The sequence below is a fragment of the Streptomyces ardesiacus genome (genome assembly GCF_003112575.1).
Classification (GTDB): domain Bacteria; phylum Actinomycetota; class Actinomycetes; order Streptomycetales; family Streptomycetaceae; genus Streptomyces; species Streptomyces ardesiacus.
The window spans coordinates 349,016-365,747 of record NZ_BEWC01000007.1 but is presented as its reverse complement, the minus strand read 5'-3'; the positions used below and the strand labels follow the sequence as shown (position 1 = coordinate 365,747).

Annotated in this window: 16 protein-coding genes and 2 tRNA genes; 15 read left to right on the top strand and 3 right to left on the bottom strand. The window is 72.2% G+C overall.

What is annotated here, in order from left to right; translation table 11 throughout:
- Window positions 1-66 precede the first annotated feature (66 nt).
- The 4 genes from Sdi02f_RS23745 (at window position 67) to Sdi02f_RS23730 (ending at window position 3,792) form a co-directional block, all read left to right on the top strand.
- A complete protein-coding gene (locus tag Sdi02f_RS23745; protein ID WP_108934053.1) occupies window positions 67-597 on the top strand; it encodes a DUF8830 family protein in 531 nt (176 codons plus the stop codon).
- Window positions 598-682: 85 nt separating this feature from the next.
- The gene (locus tag Sdi02f_RS23740; protein ID WP_030399910.1) at window positions 683-1,969 is read left to right on the top strand and encodes a glutamate-5-semialdehyde dehydrogenase; all 1,287 of its coding nucleotides are present in this window, start codon (window positions 683-685) and stop codon (window positions 1,967-1,969) included.
- A 97-nt stretch (window positions 1,970-2,066) separates the two neighbouring features.
- Window positions 2,067-2,636 carry an SCO2584 family spore wall biosynthesis protein gene (locus Sdi02f_RS23735; RefSeq protein WP_030399909.1) on the top strand — a complete coding sequence of 190 codons (570 nt, stop codon included), beginning with the start codon at window positions 2,067-2,069 and terminating at the stop codon, window positions 2,634-2,636.
- Window positions 2,637-2,721: 85 nt separating this feature from the next.
- Complete coding sequence (locus Sdi02f_RS23730; protein ID WP_031184566.1) at window positions 2,722-3,792, top strand: SCO2583 family membrane protein; 1,071 nt, start codon at window positions 2,722-2,724, stop codon at window positions 3,790-3,792.
- Between the two features lie 10 nt (window positions 3,793-3,802).
- On the opposite strand, the gene Sdi02f_RS23725 is transcribed toward Sdi02f_RS23730, so the two are convergent.
- The gene (locus Sdi02f_RS23725; protein WP_037824402.1) at window positions 3,803-4,942 is read right to left on the bottom strand and encodes a M48 family metallopeptidase; all 1,140 of its coding nucleotides are present in this window, start codon (window positions 4,940-4,942) and stop codon (window positions 3,803-3,805) included.
- A gap of 141 nt (window positions 4,943-5,083) precedes the next feature.
- Between Sdi02f_RS23725 and Sdi02f_RS23720 the strand changes: the two genes are divergently transcribed.
- The 10 genes from Sdi02f_RS23720 (at window position 5,084) to Sdi02f_RS23675 (ending at window position 10,311) form a co-directional block, all read left to right on the top strand.
- On the top strand, window positions 5,084-5,245 hold the full coding sequence (locus tag Sdi02f_RS23720; RefSeq protein ID WP_030399906.1) for a hypothetical protein: 162 nt from the start codon (window positions 5,084-5,086) through the stop codon (window positions 5,243-5,245).
- Window positions 5,246-5,388: 143 nt separating this feature from the next.
- Complete coding sequence (locus Sdi02f_RS23715; protein ID WP_030399905.1) at window positions 5,389-5,556, top strand: hypothetical protein; 168 nt, start codon at window positions 5,389-5,391, stop codon at window positions 5,554-5,556.
- 58 nt (window positions 5,557-5,614) lie between these two features.
- Complete coding sequence (nadD, locus tag Sdi02f_RS23710; RefSeq protein ID WP_030399904.1) at window positions 5,615-6,319, top strand: nicotinate-nucleotide adenylyltransferase; 705 nt, start codon at window positions 5,615-5,617, stop codon at window positions 6,317-6,319.
- 16 nt (window positions 6,320-6,335) lie between these two features.
- Window positions 6,336-8,120 carry an LCP family protein gene (locus Sdi02f_RS23705; RefSeq protein WP_108933981.1) on the top strand — a complete coding sequence of 595 codons (1,785 nt, stop codon included), beginning with the start codon at window positions 6,336-6,338 and terminating at the stop codon, window positions 8,118-8,120.
- Window positions 8,121-8,203: 83 nt separating this feature from the next.
- A complete protein-coding gene (gene rsfS, locus Sdi02f_RS23700; protein WP_108933980.1) occupies window positions 8,204-8,650 on the top strand; it encodes a ribosome silencing factor in 447 nt (148 codons plus the stop codon).
- On the top strand, window positions 8,647-9,318 hold the full coding sequence (locus tag Sdi02f_RS23695) for a histidine phosphatase family protein (protein WP_030399901.1): 672 nt from the start codon (window positions 8,647-8,649) through the stop codon (window positions 9,316-9,318). Before rsfS ends, Sdi02f_RS23695 begins: the two co-directional genes overlap by 4 nt.
- Before the next feature lie 141 nt (window positions 9,319-9,459).
- Window positions 9,460-9,532, top strand: a tRNA-Ala gene (locus Sdi02f_RS23690).
- A 199-nt stretch (window positions 9,533-9,731) separates the two neighbouring features.
- Window positions 9,732-9,905: a hypothetical protein gene (locus tag Sdi02f_RS23685; protein ID WP_107049486.1), complete on the top strand. Its 174-nt coding sequence runs from the start codon at window positions 9,732-9,734 to the stop codon at window positions 9,903-9,905.
- A 3-nt stretch (window positions 9,906-9,908) separates the two neighbouring features.
- Window positions 9,909-10,142, top strand: coding sequence for a hypothetical protein (locus Sdi02f_RS23680; RefSeq protein ID WP_019523121.1), 234 nt, complete (start codon window positions 9,909-9,911; stop codon window positions 10,140-10,142).
- Between the two features lie 96 nt (window positions 10,143-10,238).
- Window positions 10,239-10,311: transfer RNA gene (locus Sdi02f_RS23675), tRNA-Ala, on the top strand.
- 65 nt (window positions 10,312-10,376) lie between these two features.
- On the opposite strand, the gene Sdi02f_RS23670 is transcribed toward Sdi02f_RS23675, so the two are convergent.
- Entirely contained in the window at window positions 10,377-11,990 is a 1,614-nt protein-coding gene (locus Sdi02f_RS23670) for an NADH-quinone oxidoreductase subunit NuoF family protein (RefSeq protein WP_053662272.1), read from the bottom strand.
- The gene (locus Sdi02f_RS23665) at window positions 11,987-13,228 is read right to left on the bottom strand and encodes a hypothetical protein (protein WP_108933979.1); all 1,242 of its coding nucleotides are present in this window, start codon (window positions 13,226-13,228) and stop codon (window positions 11,987-11,989) included. The genes Sdi02f_RS23670 and Sdi02f_RS23665 overlap by 4 nt, the downstream gene beginning before the upstream one ends.
- Before the next feature lie 528 nt (window positions 13,229-13,756).
- Here Sdi02f_RS23665 and leuS point away from each other — a divergent pair.
- Window positions 13,757-16,657 (top strand): leucine--tRNA ligase, encoded by a 2,901-nt coding sequence (leuS, locus tag Sdi02f_RS23660; protein ID WP_031081703.1) that lies wholly within the window; start codon window positions 13,757-13,759, stop codon window positions 16,655-16,657.
- Window positions 16,658-16,732 lie beyond the last annotated feature (75 nt).

Sequence of the window (16,732 nt, the reverse complement as noted above, 5' to 3'; positions counted from 1 at the left end):
CAACTTTCCTCAGGGACAAAGCCCGGCCGACCACCGGGCCGAGCCGTGTGCGTGAAGGAGGCCGACGTGAGCGGAGTACGCCCTGGGCCGCCGGCGCCCCGCGGTGGTGCCGCCTCCCGAGGCGGCACGGGCGCACGCGGCGCCGCCGGCGCGCGCCCCGGCGGCGCCCGGAGCGCGAACCGCGCACCGGGCGAGGAGCGCGCCCTCACCAGCGTCGCCGCCGGCGACCGCTTCCGCGGCGAGGAGCCCGAGCACACCCCGCGCCTGTGGCACGTCACCCTCAGCGTCTCCGGCGCACGCGCCCCGCTCGCCGAGGTGCGCCGGGCGCTCGAACAGCTCGCGCACGACCATCCCTTCCTGCTGACCAGCCGCTACGCCGACGACCACGCGGAGATCCGCTACTGGGAGGAGGCCCGCGACCTGCACGACGCCGCCGCCGTCGCCCTGCGCCTGTGGGGCGAGCACCGCCAGACCGCGGGACTGCCGCCCTGGGAGATCGTCGGCCTGGAGGTCATCGACCGGGCCACCTACCACCAGCGCATCGCCGCCGGGTACGGCCCCGCACCGGCGACACCCGTCGGCGTTCACCCGTTCTGACCCCTTCCGCCGACCCCCTCCCGGCGCATCTCGCGGGGTGGGACGGCAGGTGGCCGCCCCGACGGCGCGCACTACCCTTCCCCTCATGACCACGCTCTCGCCGTACGACTCGATGTCACCCGTCACCCGGGCCGCCTACCGGGCCAAGTCCGCCGCGGCCGACCTCGCGCCGCTGCCGCGGGCCGCGAAGGACGACGCGCTGCTCGCCGTCGCGGACGCGCTGGAGGTCCGTACGAGCGAGATCGTCGAGGCCAACGCCCAGGACGTGGCCAAGGCGCGTGCCGCCGGGACCAGCGAGGCCGTCGTCGACCGGCTCACCCTCACCCCGGAGCGGGTCCGGGCCATCGCCTCCGACGTCCGCGACGTCGTCGCCCTGCCCGACCCGGTCGGCGAGGTCGTGCGCGGCAACACCCTCCCCAACGGCATCGACCTGCGCCAGGTCCGGGTGCCGCTCGGCGTGGTCGGCATCATCTACGAGGGCCGGCCCAACGTCACCGTCGACGCCGCCGCCCTGTGCCTGAAGTCCGGCAACGCGGTGCTGCTGCGCGGCTCGTCCTCCGCCTACCAGTCCAACACCGCCCTGGTCCGGGTCGTCCGCGACGCCGTGGGCGGGGCCGGGCTGCCCGCCGACGCCGTGCAGCTCGTGCCCGGCGAGAGCCGGGACAGCGTGCGCGAGCTGATGCGGGCCCGCGGCCTGGTCGACGTGCTCATCCCGCGCGGCGGCGCCTCGCTGATCAACACCGTCGTCCAGGAGTCCGTCGTCCCCGTCATCGAGACCGGCACCGGCAACTGCCACGTCTACGTGGACGCGCAGGCCGACCTCGACATGGCCGTCGACATCCTGGTCAACTCCAAGGCCCAGCGGGTCAGCGTCTGCAACGCCGCCGAGACCCTCCTGGTCCACCAGGACATCGCCGCCGACTTCCTGCCCCGCGCGCTGGACGCCCTCGCCGAGGCCGGCGTCACCGTGCACGCCGACGAGCGCGTGATGGCGTACGCCAAGGACTCCCGGGCCACCGTCGTCGAGGCGACGCCCGAGGACTGGGAGACCGAGTACCTGTCGTACGACATCGCCGCGGCCGTCGTCGACTCCCTGGACCGGGCCGTCGAGCACATCCGGCTGTGGACCTCCGGCCACACCGAGGCCATCGTGACGACCTCCCAGCAGGCCGCCCGGCGCTTCACCCAACTGGTCGACTCCACCACCGTCGCCGTGAACACCTCCACCCGCTTCACCGACGGCGGCCAGTTCGGCTTCGGCGCCGAGATCGGCATCTCCACGCAGAAGCTGCACGCCAGGGGCCCGATGGGCCTGCCGGAGCTGACCAGCACCAAGTACATCGTCACCGGCGACGGGCACGTCCGCCGCTAGCCGGCCCGCCGCAGGCGCACCGATCGGGGCATCTCACCCACTGGATGAATTTCCCCGCCGTCTGCCCAAAACGACCCCCCAGGTCTAGGCTGGACCCGTGCCGGAGGACGTGGGGGGCACGCCGTTTCCGGACGGCAGGGAGCCCGACGACGACCACGACCGCGGGGTGTCGGACGAAGAGTTCGCCTCCGTGGTCTTCGACGAGGCCTTCGTCCAGGCGGCCGCGGTGCACGAGCCGACCGCCGTCGAACGCCTCCTGGCCGCCGCGGAGGCCCGGGCCGAGGCCACCGAGGCCGAGGCGGCCCGCCGCGGCCGCAGCAGGGCCGAGCGCTACGACGACGGATACGGCGACCTCGCCCCCGATCCCGACCTCGACGACCCGGACGACGACCGCGACCCCCTCGACCGCCCCTACGGCGCTCCCGCGGCCTACGGCAAGCAGGTCCGCTGGCACCGCCCCGTCGCCTGGCTGCTCGCCCTCGCGATGGGCATCAGCATGGTCGCGCTGGCCTTCGTGGCCGTCTACCGCGGCGCCTCCTCGGGCGGCGGCCCGCAGCAGGTGCCCCCGCCCGCCTCGACCGGCCCCGAACAGGGCGGCACCGTGACGCCCTCGGCCTCCGCCGACTACTCCCGGCCGGCCGTCCCGGTGCTTCCGCGCAGCCCCTGACCTGCCGCCGGACGACGCCGGACCGGGCCCAACTTGACCCGCACCGGCGCGTTTACACGACCTGCCGCAGACCCACTCTGAAGGTATGGCAGGGCGTGGCGGTCCGCCCGGAGGAACGCCCGAGGGCGCCCCCGGAGGCGGAGAGGACGAATACCGGTCCGTCGTCTTCGACGAATCGTTCGTGCGTGCTGCCCGGCTCCAGGAGTTCTCCGCCCAGGAGCGCATCACCGACCACGCGCCCGCCGTACGCCCCCGCCCGCCACTGCGCCGGGCCGGACTGTCCCGGCAGGCGCTGATCCTCGTCGTCCTGATCGCCGTCGCCTTCGGCACCGCCATCTACATGGGCGTGCGGCACCCGTACCAGAGCCCCACGGTGGAGCGGGCGGCCGAACCGGCCCGGATGACCGTCGTCCCGCTCGCCCCGCGCGAGCGGGTGCCCGGCGCCGACGACGCCGCCCGCCTGTACGCGCACAGTCCCGCCGCGCACTTCAGGACCGCGGCCGACGGCGTCCCGCTGCCGGGGGCGCGGCGCACGGCGCACTTCTCCGAGGACCAGGTGCTCAACGCGCTCACCACCGCCAAGACCTACATCGTCCGCTCGGCGCTCGACCCCGACGTGCTCCGCGGCGGCCAGGTCCGCTCGGTGCGGGTGCTGCTGGACCCGGACCAGTTCCAGCAGTTCGACCAGAGCTTCGACAGCCCCGCCGCGGACGGCCGGCACACGCCCACCGGATGGCTGATCCGCTTCGACCCCGCCCGGGCCGAGCTGGCCGACCCCGGGATCCGGGTGGACGGCAGCCTGCGGATCGTCGAGAGCGACGCGTCCACCCTGGACGTCACCGCCGACCACACCATGGTGTACGCGCTGCGCCCGGCCCACGGCGACCGGGCCGAGGAGTCGCTGTTCACCGTCCGGCGCGAGCTGCACTTCCGCTTCGACCGCGACGACCTGCGCCTGCACCAGACCCGGCTCGTCGGCTCCTACGTCCAGGCCGGGCCGATGTCCTGCGCCGGGGACTCGGCGAACCACCTGCGCCCGCTGCTGGCGGGGGAGCAGGCGGGGGCCGGCCTCCCCGCCGGCACCGACCCGTTCCGCCCGGGCGACGCCACGGCCCTGTGCGGCACCCTCGCCGAGGGCGCCCAGCCGAAGCTGTGACCGCGCGGCGTCAGGCGCCGTCGCGCGGAGACCGGGGGCCCTCGCCCCCGGACCCCTCCGGGCCCTCGGAGCCGCCCGCCGGTCCGTCGCCGTCCCCGGGCGGCCCCGGCCGGGAGCCCCCGAAGCCTCCGAAGCCGCGCCGCACCCGGTCGCCGAGGTCGCCGGCACCGCCCGCGATGTCGTTGACCAGCTTCATCAGCGGGTCCTTGGAGTTGCGCACATGCGTGGCGTAGTGGGACGCCGACTCCCGGAAGGAGTCCCGCACCGAGGTGTCCTTGTCCTCGTCGCGCCGCGCGTAGTGACCGTCCATCGTCCGCTGGTACTCGCGGGAGGCGGCCCACTTCTTCAGCTCGGCGGCCCGCACCGTGGTGAACGGGTGCGAGCGGGGCAGCACGTTGAGGATCTTCAGCACCGAGTCGCGCAGGTCGCCACTGGCCTCGTACTCCTCGGCCTGCTCCAGGAAGGCGTCCACGTTCATCTCGTGCAGGTGGTTGCCGCCCGCGATCTTCATCAGGCCCCGCATGGAGGCCTGCAGGTCCTGGCCGACCAGCAGACCGGCGCGGTCGGCGGACAGCTCCGACTTGCGGAACCACTCGCGCAGCGCGGTCACGATCGCCATGATCGCCACGTTGCCCAGCGGGATCCAGGCGACCCGGACGGCCAGCGAGGTCAGGAACAGCAGTATCGTCCGGTAGACCGCGTGCCCGGACAGGGCGTGACCGACCTCGTGCCCGACGACCGCCCGCATCTCCTCCTCGTCGAGGAGTTCGACCAATCCCGTGGTGACCACGACGATCGGCTCGTCCATGCCGATGCACATCGCGTTCGGAACCGGGTCCTGCTTGACGTACATCGCCGGCACCTTCTCCAGGTCCAGGATGTAGCAGGCGTCCCGCAGCATGACGTTCAGATGGGCGAACTGCCGGTCCGAGACACGCACCGAGTCGGACAGGAACAGCAGCCGCAGGCTCCGCTCGGGCAGCAGGCCGCTCAGCGCCTTGAAGACCGTGTCGAAGCCGCTCAGCCTGCGCAGCGCCACCAGCGCGCTGCGGTCGGCCGGATGTTCGTAGGCACGCGAGGAGATCCCGGGGAAGCGCCTGCGCTGCCTGCCGGGCACCTTCTCGTGCCCGTTGTCGTGGCCGTCGGACATCTCATCCCCCATGTGCGTCTGTATGACCTGCGTGTGTGCCGGGCCTTTGCGAACCCTTGTGCGGCCCTTTGCGCCCCCGGAGCCGGGACCAGCCTAGGCGGAGATACCGTGGACGGGCAGTACGTCGAAGGAGTCCACGCCATGCAGCACATCCCCCACGCCGACTGGCTCGCCGGGGCCGCGACCGCCGCAGAGCAGCAGGGGCCGGGGAATCTGCTCCGGATCGTCCTGATCGTGATGGTGGTGGGCTGCGTGCTGACCGGGTGGTTCCTGCTGCGGGGGTACAGGCAGAAGGACGACTGAGGAGATCCGGAGGTTCCCCGGGGGCCCGCCCCGGCCCGGCGCCGCCCGGCTCCGTCGGCGGAGTCGGCGTGATCGTCCGCGGGACGCCCGCATACGATGAGCGGACGTCTTGTCCCGCCCACACCGGATAGGTCCTGCAGACAATGAGCCTTCCTCTCAGCGCCGCCCAGTTCGCCACCCTCGCAGCCGAGGGCGGCGAGGGCCACGGCGGCAACCACAACAGCCTCAGCCCCTACGTCACCGGCTTCGGTGCGCTCATCATCCTGCTGCTCCTGCTGTGGATCACGACCCGGTTCAACCGCGACCGCTGAGCGGCGGCCGAGTGGGCGCGACCGGGTGGTTCCGGGCGGGCCGGTAGGGTCTGCTCGCATGGGAGAGCACGACACGCCTACCGGCCCGGCGCACGCGCCGGCGCGCGGCACGCAGAACGCGGTGCCCGCCCGCGCCACCGGCCCGGTCAACGGACCGGGCGACGGCCCGCCGTCGGGCAAGCGACGCCTGGGCGTCATGGGCGGGACCTTCGACCCGATCCACCACGGCCACCTCGTGGCCGCCAGCGAGGTCGCCGCGCAGTTCCAGCTCGACGAGGTGGTGTTCGTGCCGACCGGGCAGCCGTGGCAGAAGAGCCACCGCACGGTCTCCGCGGCCGAGGACCGCTACCTGATGACGGTCGTGGCGACCGTCGAGAACCCGCAGTTCTCCGTCAGCCGCATCGACATCGACCGCGGCGGCCCCACCTACACCGTCGACACCCTGCGCGACCTGCGCGCCCTCAACCCGGACGCGGACCTCTTCTTCATCACCGGGGCCGACGCCCTCGCCCAGATCCTCACCTGGCGCGACAGCGAGGAACTGTTCTCCCTCGCCCACTTCATCGGCGTCACCCGGCCCGGCCACACCCTCACGGACGCCGGACTCCCCAAGGGCGGTGTCTCGCTCGTCGAGGTCCCCGCCCTCGCCATCTCCTCCACGGACTGCCGTGCGAGGGTCGCCCAGGGCGAGCCCGTCTGGTACCTGGTGCCCGACGGAGTCGTGCGCTACATCGACAAACGCCGGCTGTACCGCGGCGAGTGAGCCGAGAGGGGCACCCGTGAACGACGGATACGACCCGGGATACGGCGGCGACCCGTACGAACTCGTCGGCTACGACGCGTACGGCCGCCCGGTGTACCGCCAGGCCCAGGGCGGCGCCCAGGGCCACGTACCGGCCCAGCCCGGCGCGCAGCAGCCGTACGACCCGTACCCGCAGCAGGGCCAGGACCCGTACGGACAGCAGGGACAGCCGTACGGCCAGCAGGGCTACGGGTACGACCCGTACGCCACGGGCACCCAGCAGCCCGTCCAGCAGCCGTACGACCCCTACGGCTCCCCCGGGGGCTACGACACCGGTCAGCAGCCCCCGCAGCCGCCCGCGCCGGGCTACGGCGACCACGGGTCCGGCCCGGCCCCGCAGCAGCCGTACGACCCCTACGGCCGGGCCGCGACCAGCGGCCCGCAGCCTCGGGTGGCCGAGCAGACCGCCCACATCCCGCAGCAGGCGGCCCCGCCGGAGGAGCGGGAGCGGACGGACACCGACGAGCCGGAGCCCGGCGCCGGCGGGGACTACCGCACCGAGCAGTTCGCCTTCGTCGAGGAGCCGGCCGGCGACTCCGAGGACGTCATCGACTGGATGAAGTTCACGGAGAACCGCACCGAACGCCGCGAGGAGGCCCGCCGGCGCGCGCGCACGCGGGTCGTCGCCCTGGTCGTCGTCCTGGCACTGGTCGCCGTCGGCGGCGTCGGCTACCTCTGGTACGCGGGCAAGCTGCCCGGGCTGTCCTCCTCCGACGACAAGGCGGGCGGCACGACGGCGGCGGGCGCCCAGAAGCGCGACGTGATCGCCGTCCACCTGCACGACACCAAGGGCGGCGGCACCTCCACCGCGCTGCTCGTGAACAACACCACCACCAAGCAGGGCACCGCCGTCCTGGTGCCCAACGCGCTCGCCCTGACCGGCGACGACGGCAGCACCACCACCCTCGCCGAGTCCGTCGGCGACGAAGGACCCGACGCGACCCGGACCTCGCTCGACTCGGCGCTCGGCACCGACATCGAGGGCACCTGGCGCCTGGACACGCCCTACCTCCAGATCCTCGTGGACCTGGTCGGCAACATCGAGGTCGACACCGACGCCGACGTCCCCGACCCGGAGTCCAAGAAGAAGGGCGCCGCGCCCCTCGTGCGCAAGGGCGAGCGCCAGACCCTCAGCGGCAAGATGGCCGTCGCCTACGCCACCCACAAGGGCTCGGGCGAGGACGCGAACGCCCAGTTGCAGCGGTTCGGTCAGGTCATGCAGGGCGTGCTGCGCAAGATGTCCTCCGACCCGCAGGCCGCGACGACCACCGTCGAGACCCTCGGGATGATCCTCGACCCGCCGCTGACCGAGAAGGACCTCGGCACCTTCCTCGCCGGGCTCTCCGACCGCGCCAAGGGCGGCGACTTCAAGACCGCGCTGCTGCCCGTCCAGGACGGCGGCGGGATCAGCGCCGAGGCCAGTGACAGCATCGTCAAGGACGTCCTCGGCGGCACCGCCAAGAGCCCCGACCAGGACGCGGCCGTCAGCGTCTCCGTGCGCAACGCCACCGGCGAGGAGGACCGCACCGGCAAGGCCCGCGTCGTCCTCCTCAACGGCGGCTTCACCTTCGTGTCGGGCGGCACCGCCTCCGGTACCGAGGCCGTCTCGAAGGTCGTCTACGCGGAGGACGCCGACAAGGAGAACGCCGTCCAGGTCGCCAAGACCCTGGGCCTGTCCACCGACTCCGTCTCCCGGGGCAAGGTCTCCGCGAACGCGCGGGTCTCGGTGGTGCTCGGCCAGGACTACGAGCCGGCCTCGTAGGGGGCGGAGGTTTTTTGCGTGGGCCCGTGTCGGCGGTCGTGAGACCCTTGAGGTCAACCGACCGCCGACCCGAAAGCCAGGCAGTGACCGCGACCGACCGCTCCATCGAACTCATCAACACCGCCGCACAGGCGGCGGCCGACAAGCAGGCCCACGACGTCATCGCCTACGACGTCAGCGACGTGCTGTCGATCACGGACGCCTTCCTTCTGGCCTCCGCACCCAACGACCGCCAGGTCAAGTCGATCGTCGACGAGATCGAGGAGCGGCTCAGCAAGGAACTCGGCGCCAAGCCGGTGCGCCGCGAGGGCGACCGCGAGGCCCGCTGGGTCCTGCTCGACTACGTCGACATCGTCGTCCACGTCCAGCACAGCGAGGAGCGCGTTTTCTACGCCCTGGAGCGGCTGTGGAAGGACTGCCCCGAGCTGGACCTGCCCGCCGACGCCAGGCAGACCCGCGGCAAGGCGGAGGAGCACGCCAAGCTCCAGGCCGCCGAGGAGGCGACGCCGGCCGACGAGGACTGGCGATGAGCGCCACCGGCGAGGTGACGGCCGGCAAGCCGGGCCGCGGCCGGCGCGTCATCCTCTGGCGGCACGGCCAGACCGCGTGGAACGTGGAGCGCCGCTTCCAGGGCAGCACGGACGTGGAGCTGACCGCGACCGGCGTCGCCCAGGCCCGCCGCGCGGCCGGACTGCTCGTGCACCTGAGGCCCGACGCGATCGTCGCCTCCGACCTCTCGCGCGCCTCCGCCACGGCCGCCGAGCTGTCCGCGCTCACCGGCCTCCAGGTGACCCTGGAGGAGGGCCTGCGGGAGACCTACGCGGGTGTCTGGCAGGGGCTGACCCACGAGGAGATCATCGCCAGGTACGGCGACGAGTACACGGCCTGGAAGCGCGGCGAGCCCGTGCGCCGCGGCGGCGGCGAACTGGAGACCGAGGTCGCCGACCGCGCCGCCCCCGTGGTGCTCCGGCACGCCGAGAAGCTCCCCGAGGACGGCACCCTCGTCGTGGTCAGCCACGGCGGCACGATCCGCACCACCATCGGCCGCCTGCTCGGTCTGGAACCGCACAGCTGGGAGAGCCTGGGCGGGCTGACCAACTGCTGCTGGTCCGTCCTCGGCGAGGGCGCCCGCGGCTGGCGGCTGCTGGAGCACAACGCCGGCACGCTGCCGGAACCGGTCCTCGGCGACGACGTCTGAGCCGGTGCCGGCGGCCCGGCCGGTGGGCCCGGGACCCGGATTTCACTTTCCGGCAGGTCGCAGGCTAAAGTTCTTCTTGTTCGCCCCGCCGGGCGGAGCGGACGAAGTGAAGAACCATGCGGCTCCGGTCGCGTGGCACCAGGGGCTATAGCTCAGTTGGTAGAGCGCCTGCATGGCATGCAGGAGGTCAGGAGTTCAATTCTCCTTAGCTCCACAGCCCACGGATGAATCCCGCCCCCTTCGGGGGGCGGGATTTTTCGTCTCCGCCCGCTTGAGCACCACGCGTCCCACAGGCGTATACGTCGGTGGACTCCGTGTCCGGAACGGTACTGAGACGTCGCTGACCGGGTCGTCCGGTCGTGGCAGAATCAAACGGCCGGAAGGGGACCGCGGCCCGACGGGAGGGAGTGGCGATGCCTGGGAGCATCCTCGAGGAGGTCGGTCACCTCCTCGACGGAGCGGTGGCGAGGAACACGCTCACCCGCCTGAGCTGCCCTTCCTGCGGTTCCCGGCACGTGGCCCAGGTCCTCGGCGACAACGGCGGAATCTCTTACGTGTGCACGGCCTGCGGCCACAGCTGGAGCTGAACGATGGGTGCACACAGGCGGAAGTGCGACTGGTGCGGCAGCGGTACGCCCATCGTGCGCGACATGGAGCCGCTCAACCCCGACTACCAGTACTGGTGCGAGGAATGCGCGCGGGCGCTGATCATAAAGGGCGACCCCATCGAGACGTACCGCGAACTGGAGGGCGAGCCGATCTACGGCCGGCTCCTCGAGGAGCACTGCACGCTCAAGCGCTTCTACTCGTTCGTGACGGCGTAGGGCGAACCGGGCAGAACGGAAACGATTTGGTGTTTGCCCCGGTGGACCGTGTAATGTTGGCGTCGCCGCCGGGGAGACCGGGCGGATGAAGGACAAGGGGCTATAGCTCAGTTGGTAGAGCGCCTGCATGGCATGCAGGAGGTCAGGAGTTCAATTCTCCTTAGCTCCACACACACAGGGAAACCCCCGGATCGACGATCCGGGGGTTTCCTCGTTCTCGACGCAGCCTCCGGCTCAGCGCCCGAGCGCCCGGCGGCCCCGTCCCTGGGACAGCACCGGCAGGTTGGTGCGCGAGGACGGCGCCTGCGCGCGGGTGTCCTCCTCGATGCGCAGCGCCAGCGCCGGGCAGCGGCGCACCGCCCGCACGGCCTTGGCCTCCGCGAACCGGGGCACCGCGGCCTGCGCGACGGTCGGGAAGCCGTCCGCGCCGAGCTGGAAGACCTCGGGGAGGATGTCCGCGCACAGCCCGTGGCCCCGGCACAGCGTCCAGTCGACGAAGATCTTCTGACGGCTGGGGCCGTCCTCCTCCCCGCCGCCGCCCGGGATGCCGGTCGGTGTCCTGCCCCCCTCGAAGAGCGGCAGGACACCCTCCACGGGCCGTCCGCAGCCGTTGCCGAGGACGTGCGCGGCCAGGTCGTCCGTGAACGCCTTGACGGTCGACTCCAGGAACATCGCCGAGCCGTCCGGGTGCGAGCAGGCGCCGCGCCGCTTCACGTTCTTCGCGACCTGCTTGACGGCCTCGAGGGCGGCCGGGCCGCCGCCGTTCAGGATGTCCTCCAGGCCCCGGGCGGCGGCCGGCAGGCCCAGGTAGCAGGGGCCGCACTGGCCCGCGCTCTCCTCGGCCAGCCACTGCGCCACCCGCAACGACTCGCCCAGCGGGCAGGTGTCCTGACTGATCGGCAGGATCGCTCCCGCACCGAGCGACCCGCCCACCTGCTGCAGCGAGTTGCGGGAGACGATCGCCTCGTCGACGGTCGCCGCGTCGATCCACTTGCCGTGGTAGCCGCCGGTCAGCACCCCCTGCGGCACCGGCGGGGCGCCGGCCAACTGGAGGACGTAGCGCAGCGGCACGCCCGTGGGGACCTCGATCACCATCGGCCGGGCCACCGCGCCGGAGACCGTGAGCATCACGGTGCCCGGCTCGTCGTACAGGCCGGTGTGGCCGTAGCGCTCCGGGCCGATGCGGGCGGCGATCGCCAACTGGGCGAAGGTCTCGGCGTTGGACAGCAGGGTCGGGGCGCCGCCGACGCCGCTCCTGGAGGCGCTCACCTTGCGGCCGGGCGGGATCGCCGGGCCGCCGTCGATGGAGCGGATCAGCGAGGCCGCCGCGCCGGTGACCATGCGCACCGGATTGCGCTGCACGCGCGCGCGGAGGGCGGACCGGCGCCCGTTGCTCAGGCCGCGCTCGGCGAGGGCGGCCTCCATGGAGCGCTGCGTGGACTCCCGGGTGACCCCGATGACCAGCGTGCGGGCGCCCATGGCCTCGGCGCACAGCAGCGCGCCGTCCAGGATCAGGTGCGGGGCACGGTTGATCAGCACCGTGTCCTTGCGGCAGGCCGGTTCGTCCTCGCTGCCGTTGACGACCACGACCGGGCGTACGCCGCGCTTGATCGCCGCCTCGGCGACCGAGCGCAGTTTCTTGTGGAAGGGGAAGCCCGCGCCGCCGCGGCCCTTCAGGCCGATGCGTTCGGAGAGCTGCGCGAGCTGCTCCCCGCCCATCGGTTCGAGCGGACCGTGCACCTTGAGGTGCATCGGCAGGTCGAGCCGCTCGACAAGGTCGAAACCCGACGTGAGCTGGGGAAGGCCGACCACGCGGACTTCGGGGACGTCGGGCAGGGCCTCGTTCACTTGAAGCCTCCGGAAGGCGTGTTCCAAGGTTCGCCGGAACCCGGTGCGCCGAAGTCGCGGGACGACGGCGCACCGGGGGTTGATTCAGGGGCGGGACCGCTGTTGTACGTGTCGTCCGGGTAGTACGTGCCGTGGACCGCGTTCGTCTCACGGGTGTCGTACACGTCACTCGAGCCGTACGGCGACGGGTACGCCGGGACGTGGCCGGCGGCGGAGCCCACGGTGTCCGGTTCGCCGTGGACGGGGATGGTGTGTCCCGTGTCGTTGAGCGGGTCGTAGTGCGACGGGGGGGCCTCGCCGACCGGGGGCGGCGACGGTATGGGCCAACTGCCCGAGGTGCCGCCGCCGTTGTCCGCGGCGGGCATCGCCTCGGCGGGCCGCGGGTCGGCCGTCAGCGGCGGGCGGTGCGGACCGGAGGGGGCGGACACGGCGCGGTAGGCCGCCGCGAAGCCGCCCGCGGGCTCCGGGGGAGCGAGGCGCTCCGCGGTTGCGTACAGCGGGGCGGAGGGGGACGTGCCGGGTGACCGGGAAGCCCCGGCGCGCTCGTGGCCCGGGACCGCGGCGTCCTCCCGGGACCGGCCCTCCGCCGCCTGCGCACGCTCCTGCCGGGCGGGCCGCTCCCCGGTCCCGAGCAGGCCGGAGATCCGGTCGGCGACCCTGCGCTTGACCGGGCGGGGCGCCGCGCGCAGCGCCAGGGCCGCCATGACGCCGACCAGGGACAGGGCGTACAGGACCATGAAGACCGGCTTCGCCGCCCGGCCCGCGTAGAGCCCGTGCAGCAGGGCCAGGCACCAGGCCGGGTAGGCCAGCATGTGCATCGCCCGCCAGCGGGCCGCCACGGGGGCCGGGGAGGCGAAGCGGTTGCGCAGGGCTCCCGTGATCCCCACGAAGATCATGAGCATGCTGGCCAGGGTCCCGAAGCCGATGAGGACGGCCCGGCCGCCGAACGCCTCGTCGTCCGTGGCCAGGAGGCCGAACGGGAGGACCGCGGCCACCCAGGTGGTGTGGTCGAGGGCGAGTTTGACGCCGATGTGCACCAGGAGGAAGACGACCGAGGCGACCGCGGTGGTCCGGTGCACCGCCTGGGCCAGGATCCGCTGCCGGGTGTCGAGGACGATCCGGTCCTGGGCGAGCAGGCCCCAGATGACCGAGCAGCTCAGGAAGACGAGCGAGAGGACGCCGGCGCCGAAGTCGAGGAACTGGGCGAAGGTGTCGTCCACCGTGCTGTCGTTCGTCATGAGGAGGGACCTCCCCACGTCAGGGACGTGAGGAAAGTCCGCGCACGGGTGTCGCGAGGGTGGATCGGGGGAGGGTTCATGGGGGCAACTCCGGAGCGGTTCGGGAAAGCGGTCCCGCTGCCGCACTCTAAGTGGCGCCGTACCCGTGGGTAGGGGGTTTGAGTTATTGCGTTGTTATCAAATGACCGCGCGCTCGTAACGCTGTCCCTTAGTGGTCGTTACGCGAAGTAACCCTTAACCTTGGTTCAGGTCGGCCTCCGTTTTCCGGACCACGGTTCCCGGATTCCGGTGACCGCGGAAGCCCGTCGCGGCCCGCTGTGCGACTGCGGTACCCTGACGCCATGCGTGCCGTACGCCTTCTGCTTAGCGAGCCGCGCTGATCAGTCCCGGCACCGGTCGACTCCGGTGGCCGGAATCGGCGCGGCGTCCCCTCCTGTGCGAGGGGATTTTTCATTTCCCGGCCCTAGCAGCCGCTGGTCTTGAAGGTCGCAGCCGCTGGCAGAGACGATCGATGGAGCTTTGAGGATCATGAGCGAGACGAACCCCGCGGCGACCGCCCCTGTGTCGGCGGACGCCGCGCCGCACCGCTACACGGCCGCCATGGCCGCCGAGATCGAGGCACGCTGGCAGGACTTCTGGGACGCCGAGGGCACGTACGCCGCTCCCAACCCCAAGGGCGACCTGGCGGGCGACCCCGAGCTGGTCGCCAAGCCGAAGAAGTTCATCATGGACATGTTCCCGTACCCGTCCGGTGCGGGTCTGCACGTCGGTCACCCCCTGGGGTACATCGCCACCGACGTCTTCGCCCGCTTCCAGCGGATGACCGGCCACAACGTCCTGCACACCCTGGGCTTCGACGCCTTCGGCCTGCCCGCCGAGCAGTACGCCGTGCAGACCGGCACGCACCCGCGCGTGTCGACCGAGGCCAACATGGAGAACATGAAGTCCCAGCTGCGCCGGCTGGGCCTGGGCCACGACAAGCGCAGGTCGTTCGCCACGATCGACCCCGAGTACTACAAGTGGACCCAGTGGATCTTCCTGCAGATCTTCAACTCCTGGTACGACGACGAGGCGAAGAAGGCCCGTCCTATCGCCGAGCTGGTCGCGCAGTTCGAGTCCGGTGAGCGGGAGGTCCCGGGCCACGCGGGCCGGGCGTGGAGCAGCCTGAGCGAGGCCGAGCGCGCCGACGTGCTGGGCGAGTACCGCCTGGCCTACGCCTCCGACGCGCCGGTCAACTGGTGCCCCGGGCTGGGCACCGTGCTGGCCAACGAGGAGGTCACCGCCGACGGCCGCTCCGAGCGCGGCAACTTCCCCGTCTTCAAGTCCAAGCTGCGCCAGTGGAACATGCGCATCACGGCCTACGCCGACCGGCTGCTGGACGACCTGGACGAGCTGGACTGGCCCGAGGCCATCAAGCTGCAGCAGCGCAACTGGATCGGCCGCTCCGAGGGCGCCCGCGTCGACTTCCCGGTCGACGGCGAGCGCATCACCGTCTTCACCACCCGCCCCGACACCCTGTTCGGCGCGACCTACATGGTGCTGGCGCCCGAGCACCCGCTGGTCGAGAAGTTCACCCCGGACGCCTGGCCCGAGGGCACCCGCGACGCGTGGACCGGGGGCCACGCCACCCCGACCGAGGCCGTCGCCGCGTACCGCGCGCAGGCCGCCTCGAAGTCCGACGTCGAGCGGCAGGCCGAGGCCAAGGACAAGACCGGCGTCTTCATCGGCGCGTACGCGACCAACCCGGTCAACGGCGAGCAGGTCCCGGTCTTCATCGCCGACTACGTGCTGATGGGCTACGGCACCGGCGCCATCATGGCCGTCCCCGCCGGAGACCAGCGCGACTTCGAGTTCGCCCGCGCCTTCGAGCTGCCGATCCGCTGCATCGTCGAGCCGACCGACGGCCGCGGCACCGACACCGCGACGTGGGAGGACGCCTTCTCGTCGTACGACGCGAAGATCATGAACTCCTCCAACGACGAGGTCAGCCTGGACGGCCTGCCCGTCGTCGAGGCCAAGGAGCGCATCACCGAGTGGCTGGAGCGCACCGGCGCCGGTGAGGGCACCGTCAACTTCCGCCTGCGCGACTGGCTGTTCAGCCGCCAGCGCTACTGGGGCGAGCCCTTCCCCATCGTCTACGACGAGGACGGCGTCGCCCACCCCCTGCCCGAGTCGATGCTGCCGCTGGAACTGCCCGAGGTCGAGGACTACTCCCCGCGCACCTTCGACCCCGACGACGCCGACACCGAGCCCGAGACCCCGCTGTCCCGCAACGAGGACTGGGTCCACGTCACCCTGGACCTGGGCGACGGCCGCGGACCGCGCACGTACCGCCGCGAGACCAACACCATGCCCAACTGGGCCGGCTCCTGCTGGTACGAGCTGCGCTACCTGGACCCGCACAACGGCGAGCGGCTGGTCGACCCCGAGATCGAGCAGTACTGGATGGGCCCGCGCGAGGGTCTGCCGCACGGCGGCGTCGACCTGTACGTCGGCGGCGCCGAGCACGCCGTGCTGCACCTGCTGTACGCGCGCTTCTGGTCCAAGGTCCTGTTCGACCTGGGGCACGTCTCCTCCGCGGAGCCCTTCCACAAGCTGTTCAACCAGGGCATGATCCAGGCCTACGTCTACCGGGACAGCCGCGGCATCGCGGTGCCCGCCGCCGAGGTCGAGGAGCGCGACGGCGCCTACTACCACCAGGGCGAGAAGGTCTCCCGGCTGCTGGGCAAGATGGGCAAGTCCCTGAAGAACGCGGTCACGCCGGACGAGATCTGCGCCGAGTACGGCGCCGACACGCTGCGCCTGTACGAGATGGCGATGGGCCCGCTGGACGTGTCCCGGCCGTGGGACACCCGCGCGGTGGTCGGTCAGTTCCGGCTGCTGCAGCGGCTGTGGCGCAACGTCGTCGACGAGAACACCGGTGAGCTGTCGGTCGTGGACGTCGCGGAGAGCGACATCGACGCCGACACCCTGCGCGCCCTGCACAAGGCCGTCGACGGCGTACGGCAGGACCTGGAGGGCATGCGGTTCAACACCGCCATCGCCAAGGTCACCGAGCTGAACAACCACCTGACCAAGGCCGGCGGCCCGGTCCCGAGGTCGGTCGCCGAGCGCCTGGTGCTGCTGGTCGCCCCGCTGGCCCCGCACGTCGCCGAAGAGCTGTGGCGCAAGCTGGGCCACACGACCTCGGTCGTCCACGAGGACTTCCCGGTCGCCGACCCGGCCTACGTCGTCGACGAGACCGTGACCTGCGTCGTCCAGGTCAAGGGCAAGGTCAAGGCGCGTCTGGAGGTCTCCCCGTCCATCTCCGACGGCGACCTGGAGAAGGCCGCGCTGGCCGACGAGAAGGTCGTGGCCGCGCTGGGCGGCGCCGGAATCCGCAAGGTGATCGTCCGGGCGCCGAAGCTGGTGAACATCGTGCCGGCGTAGTCCGCCGGTGAGCGGGCCGCGGAGCCGTCCCCTACGGGTCGGATCAGGGTCCGGTACGGGCAGGTTCGGGGTTCT

Bases quoted from the DNA above. Each gene is read 5' to 3' on its own strand.
- Sdi02f_RS23740 (WP_030399910.1), top strand. From the start codon at position 683: ATGACCACGCTCTCGCCGTACGACTCGATGTCACCCGTCACCCGGGCC.
- Sdi02f_RS23730 (WP_031184566.1), top strand. From the start codon at position 2,722: ATGGCAGGGCGTGGCGGTCCGCCCGGAGGAACGCCCGAGGGCGCCCCC.
- Sdi02f_RS23725 (WP_037824402.1), bottom strand. From the start codon at position 4,942: ATGTCCGACGGCCACGACAACGGGCACGAGAAGGTGCCCGGCAGGCAG.
- Sdi02f_RS23720 (WP_030399906.1), top strand. From the start codon at position 5,084: ATGCAGCACATCCCCCACGCCGACTGGCTCGCCGGGGCCGCGACCGCC.
- Sdi02f_RS23715 (WP_030399905.1), top strand. From the start codon at position 5,389: ATGAGCCTTCCTCTCAGCGCCGCCCAGTTCGCCACCCTCGCAGCCGAG.
- nadD (WP_030399904.1), top strand. From the start codon at position 5,615: ATGGGAGAGCACGACACGCCTACCGGCCCGGCGCACGCGCCGGCGCGC.
- Sdi02f_RS23695 (WP_030399901.1), top strand. From the start codon at position 8,647: ATGAGCGCCACCGGCGAGGTGACGGCCGGCAAGCCGGGCCGCGGCCGG.
- Sdi02f_RS23685 (WP_107049486.1), top strand. From the start codon at position 9,732: ATGCCTGGGAGCATCCTCGAGGAGGTCGGTCACCTCCTCGACGGAGCG.
- Sdi02f_RS23680 (WP_019523121.1), top strand. From the start codon at position 9,909: ATGGGTGCACACAGGCGGAAGTGCGACTGGTGCGGCAGCGGTACGCCC.
- Sdi02f_RS23665 (WP_108933979.1), bottom strand. From the start codon at position 13,228: ATGACGAACGACAGCACGGTGGACGACACCTTCGCCCAGTTCCTCGAC.
- leuS (WP_031081703.1), top strand. From the start codon at position 13,757: ATGAGCGAGACGAACCCCGCGGCGACCGCCCCTGTGTCGGCGGACGCC.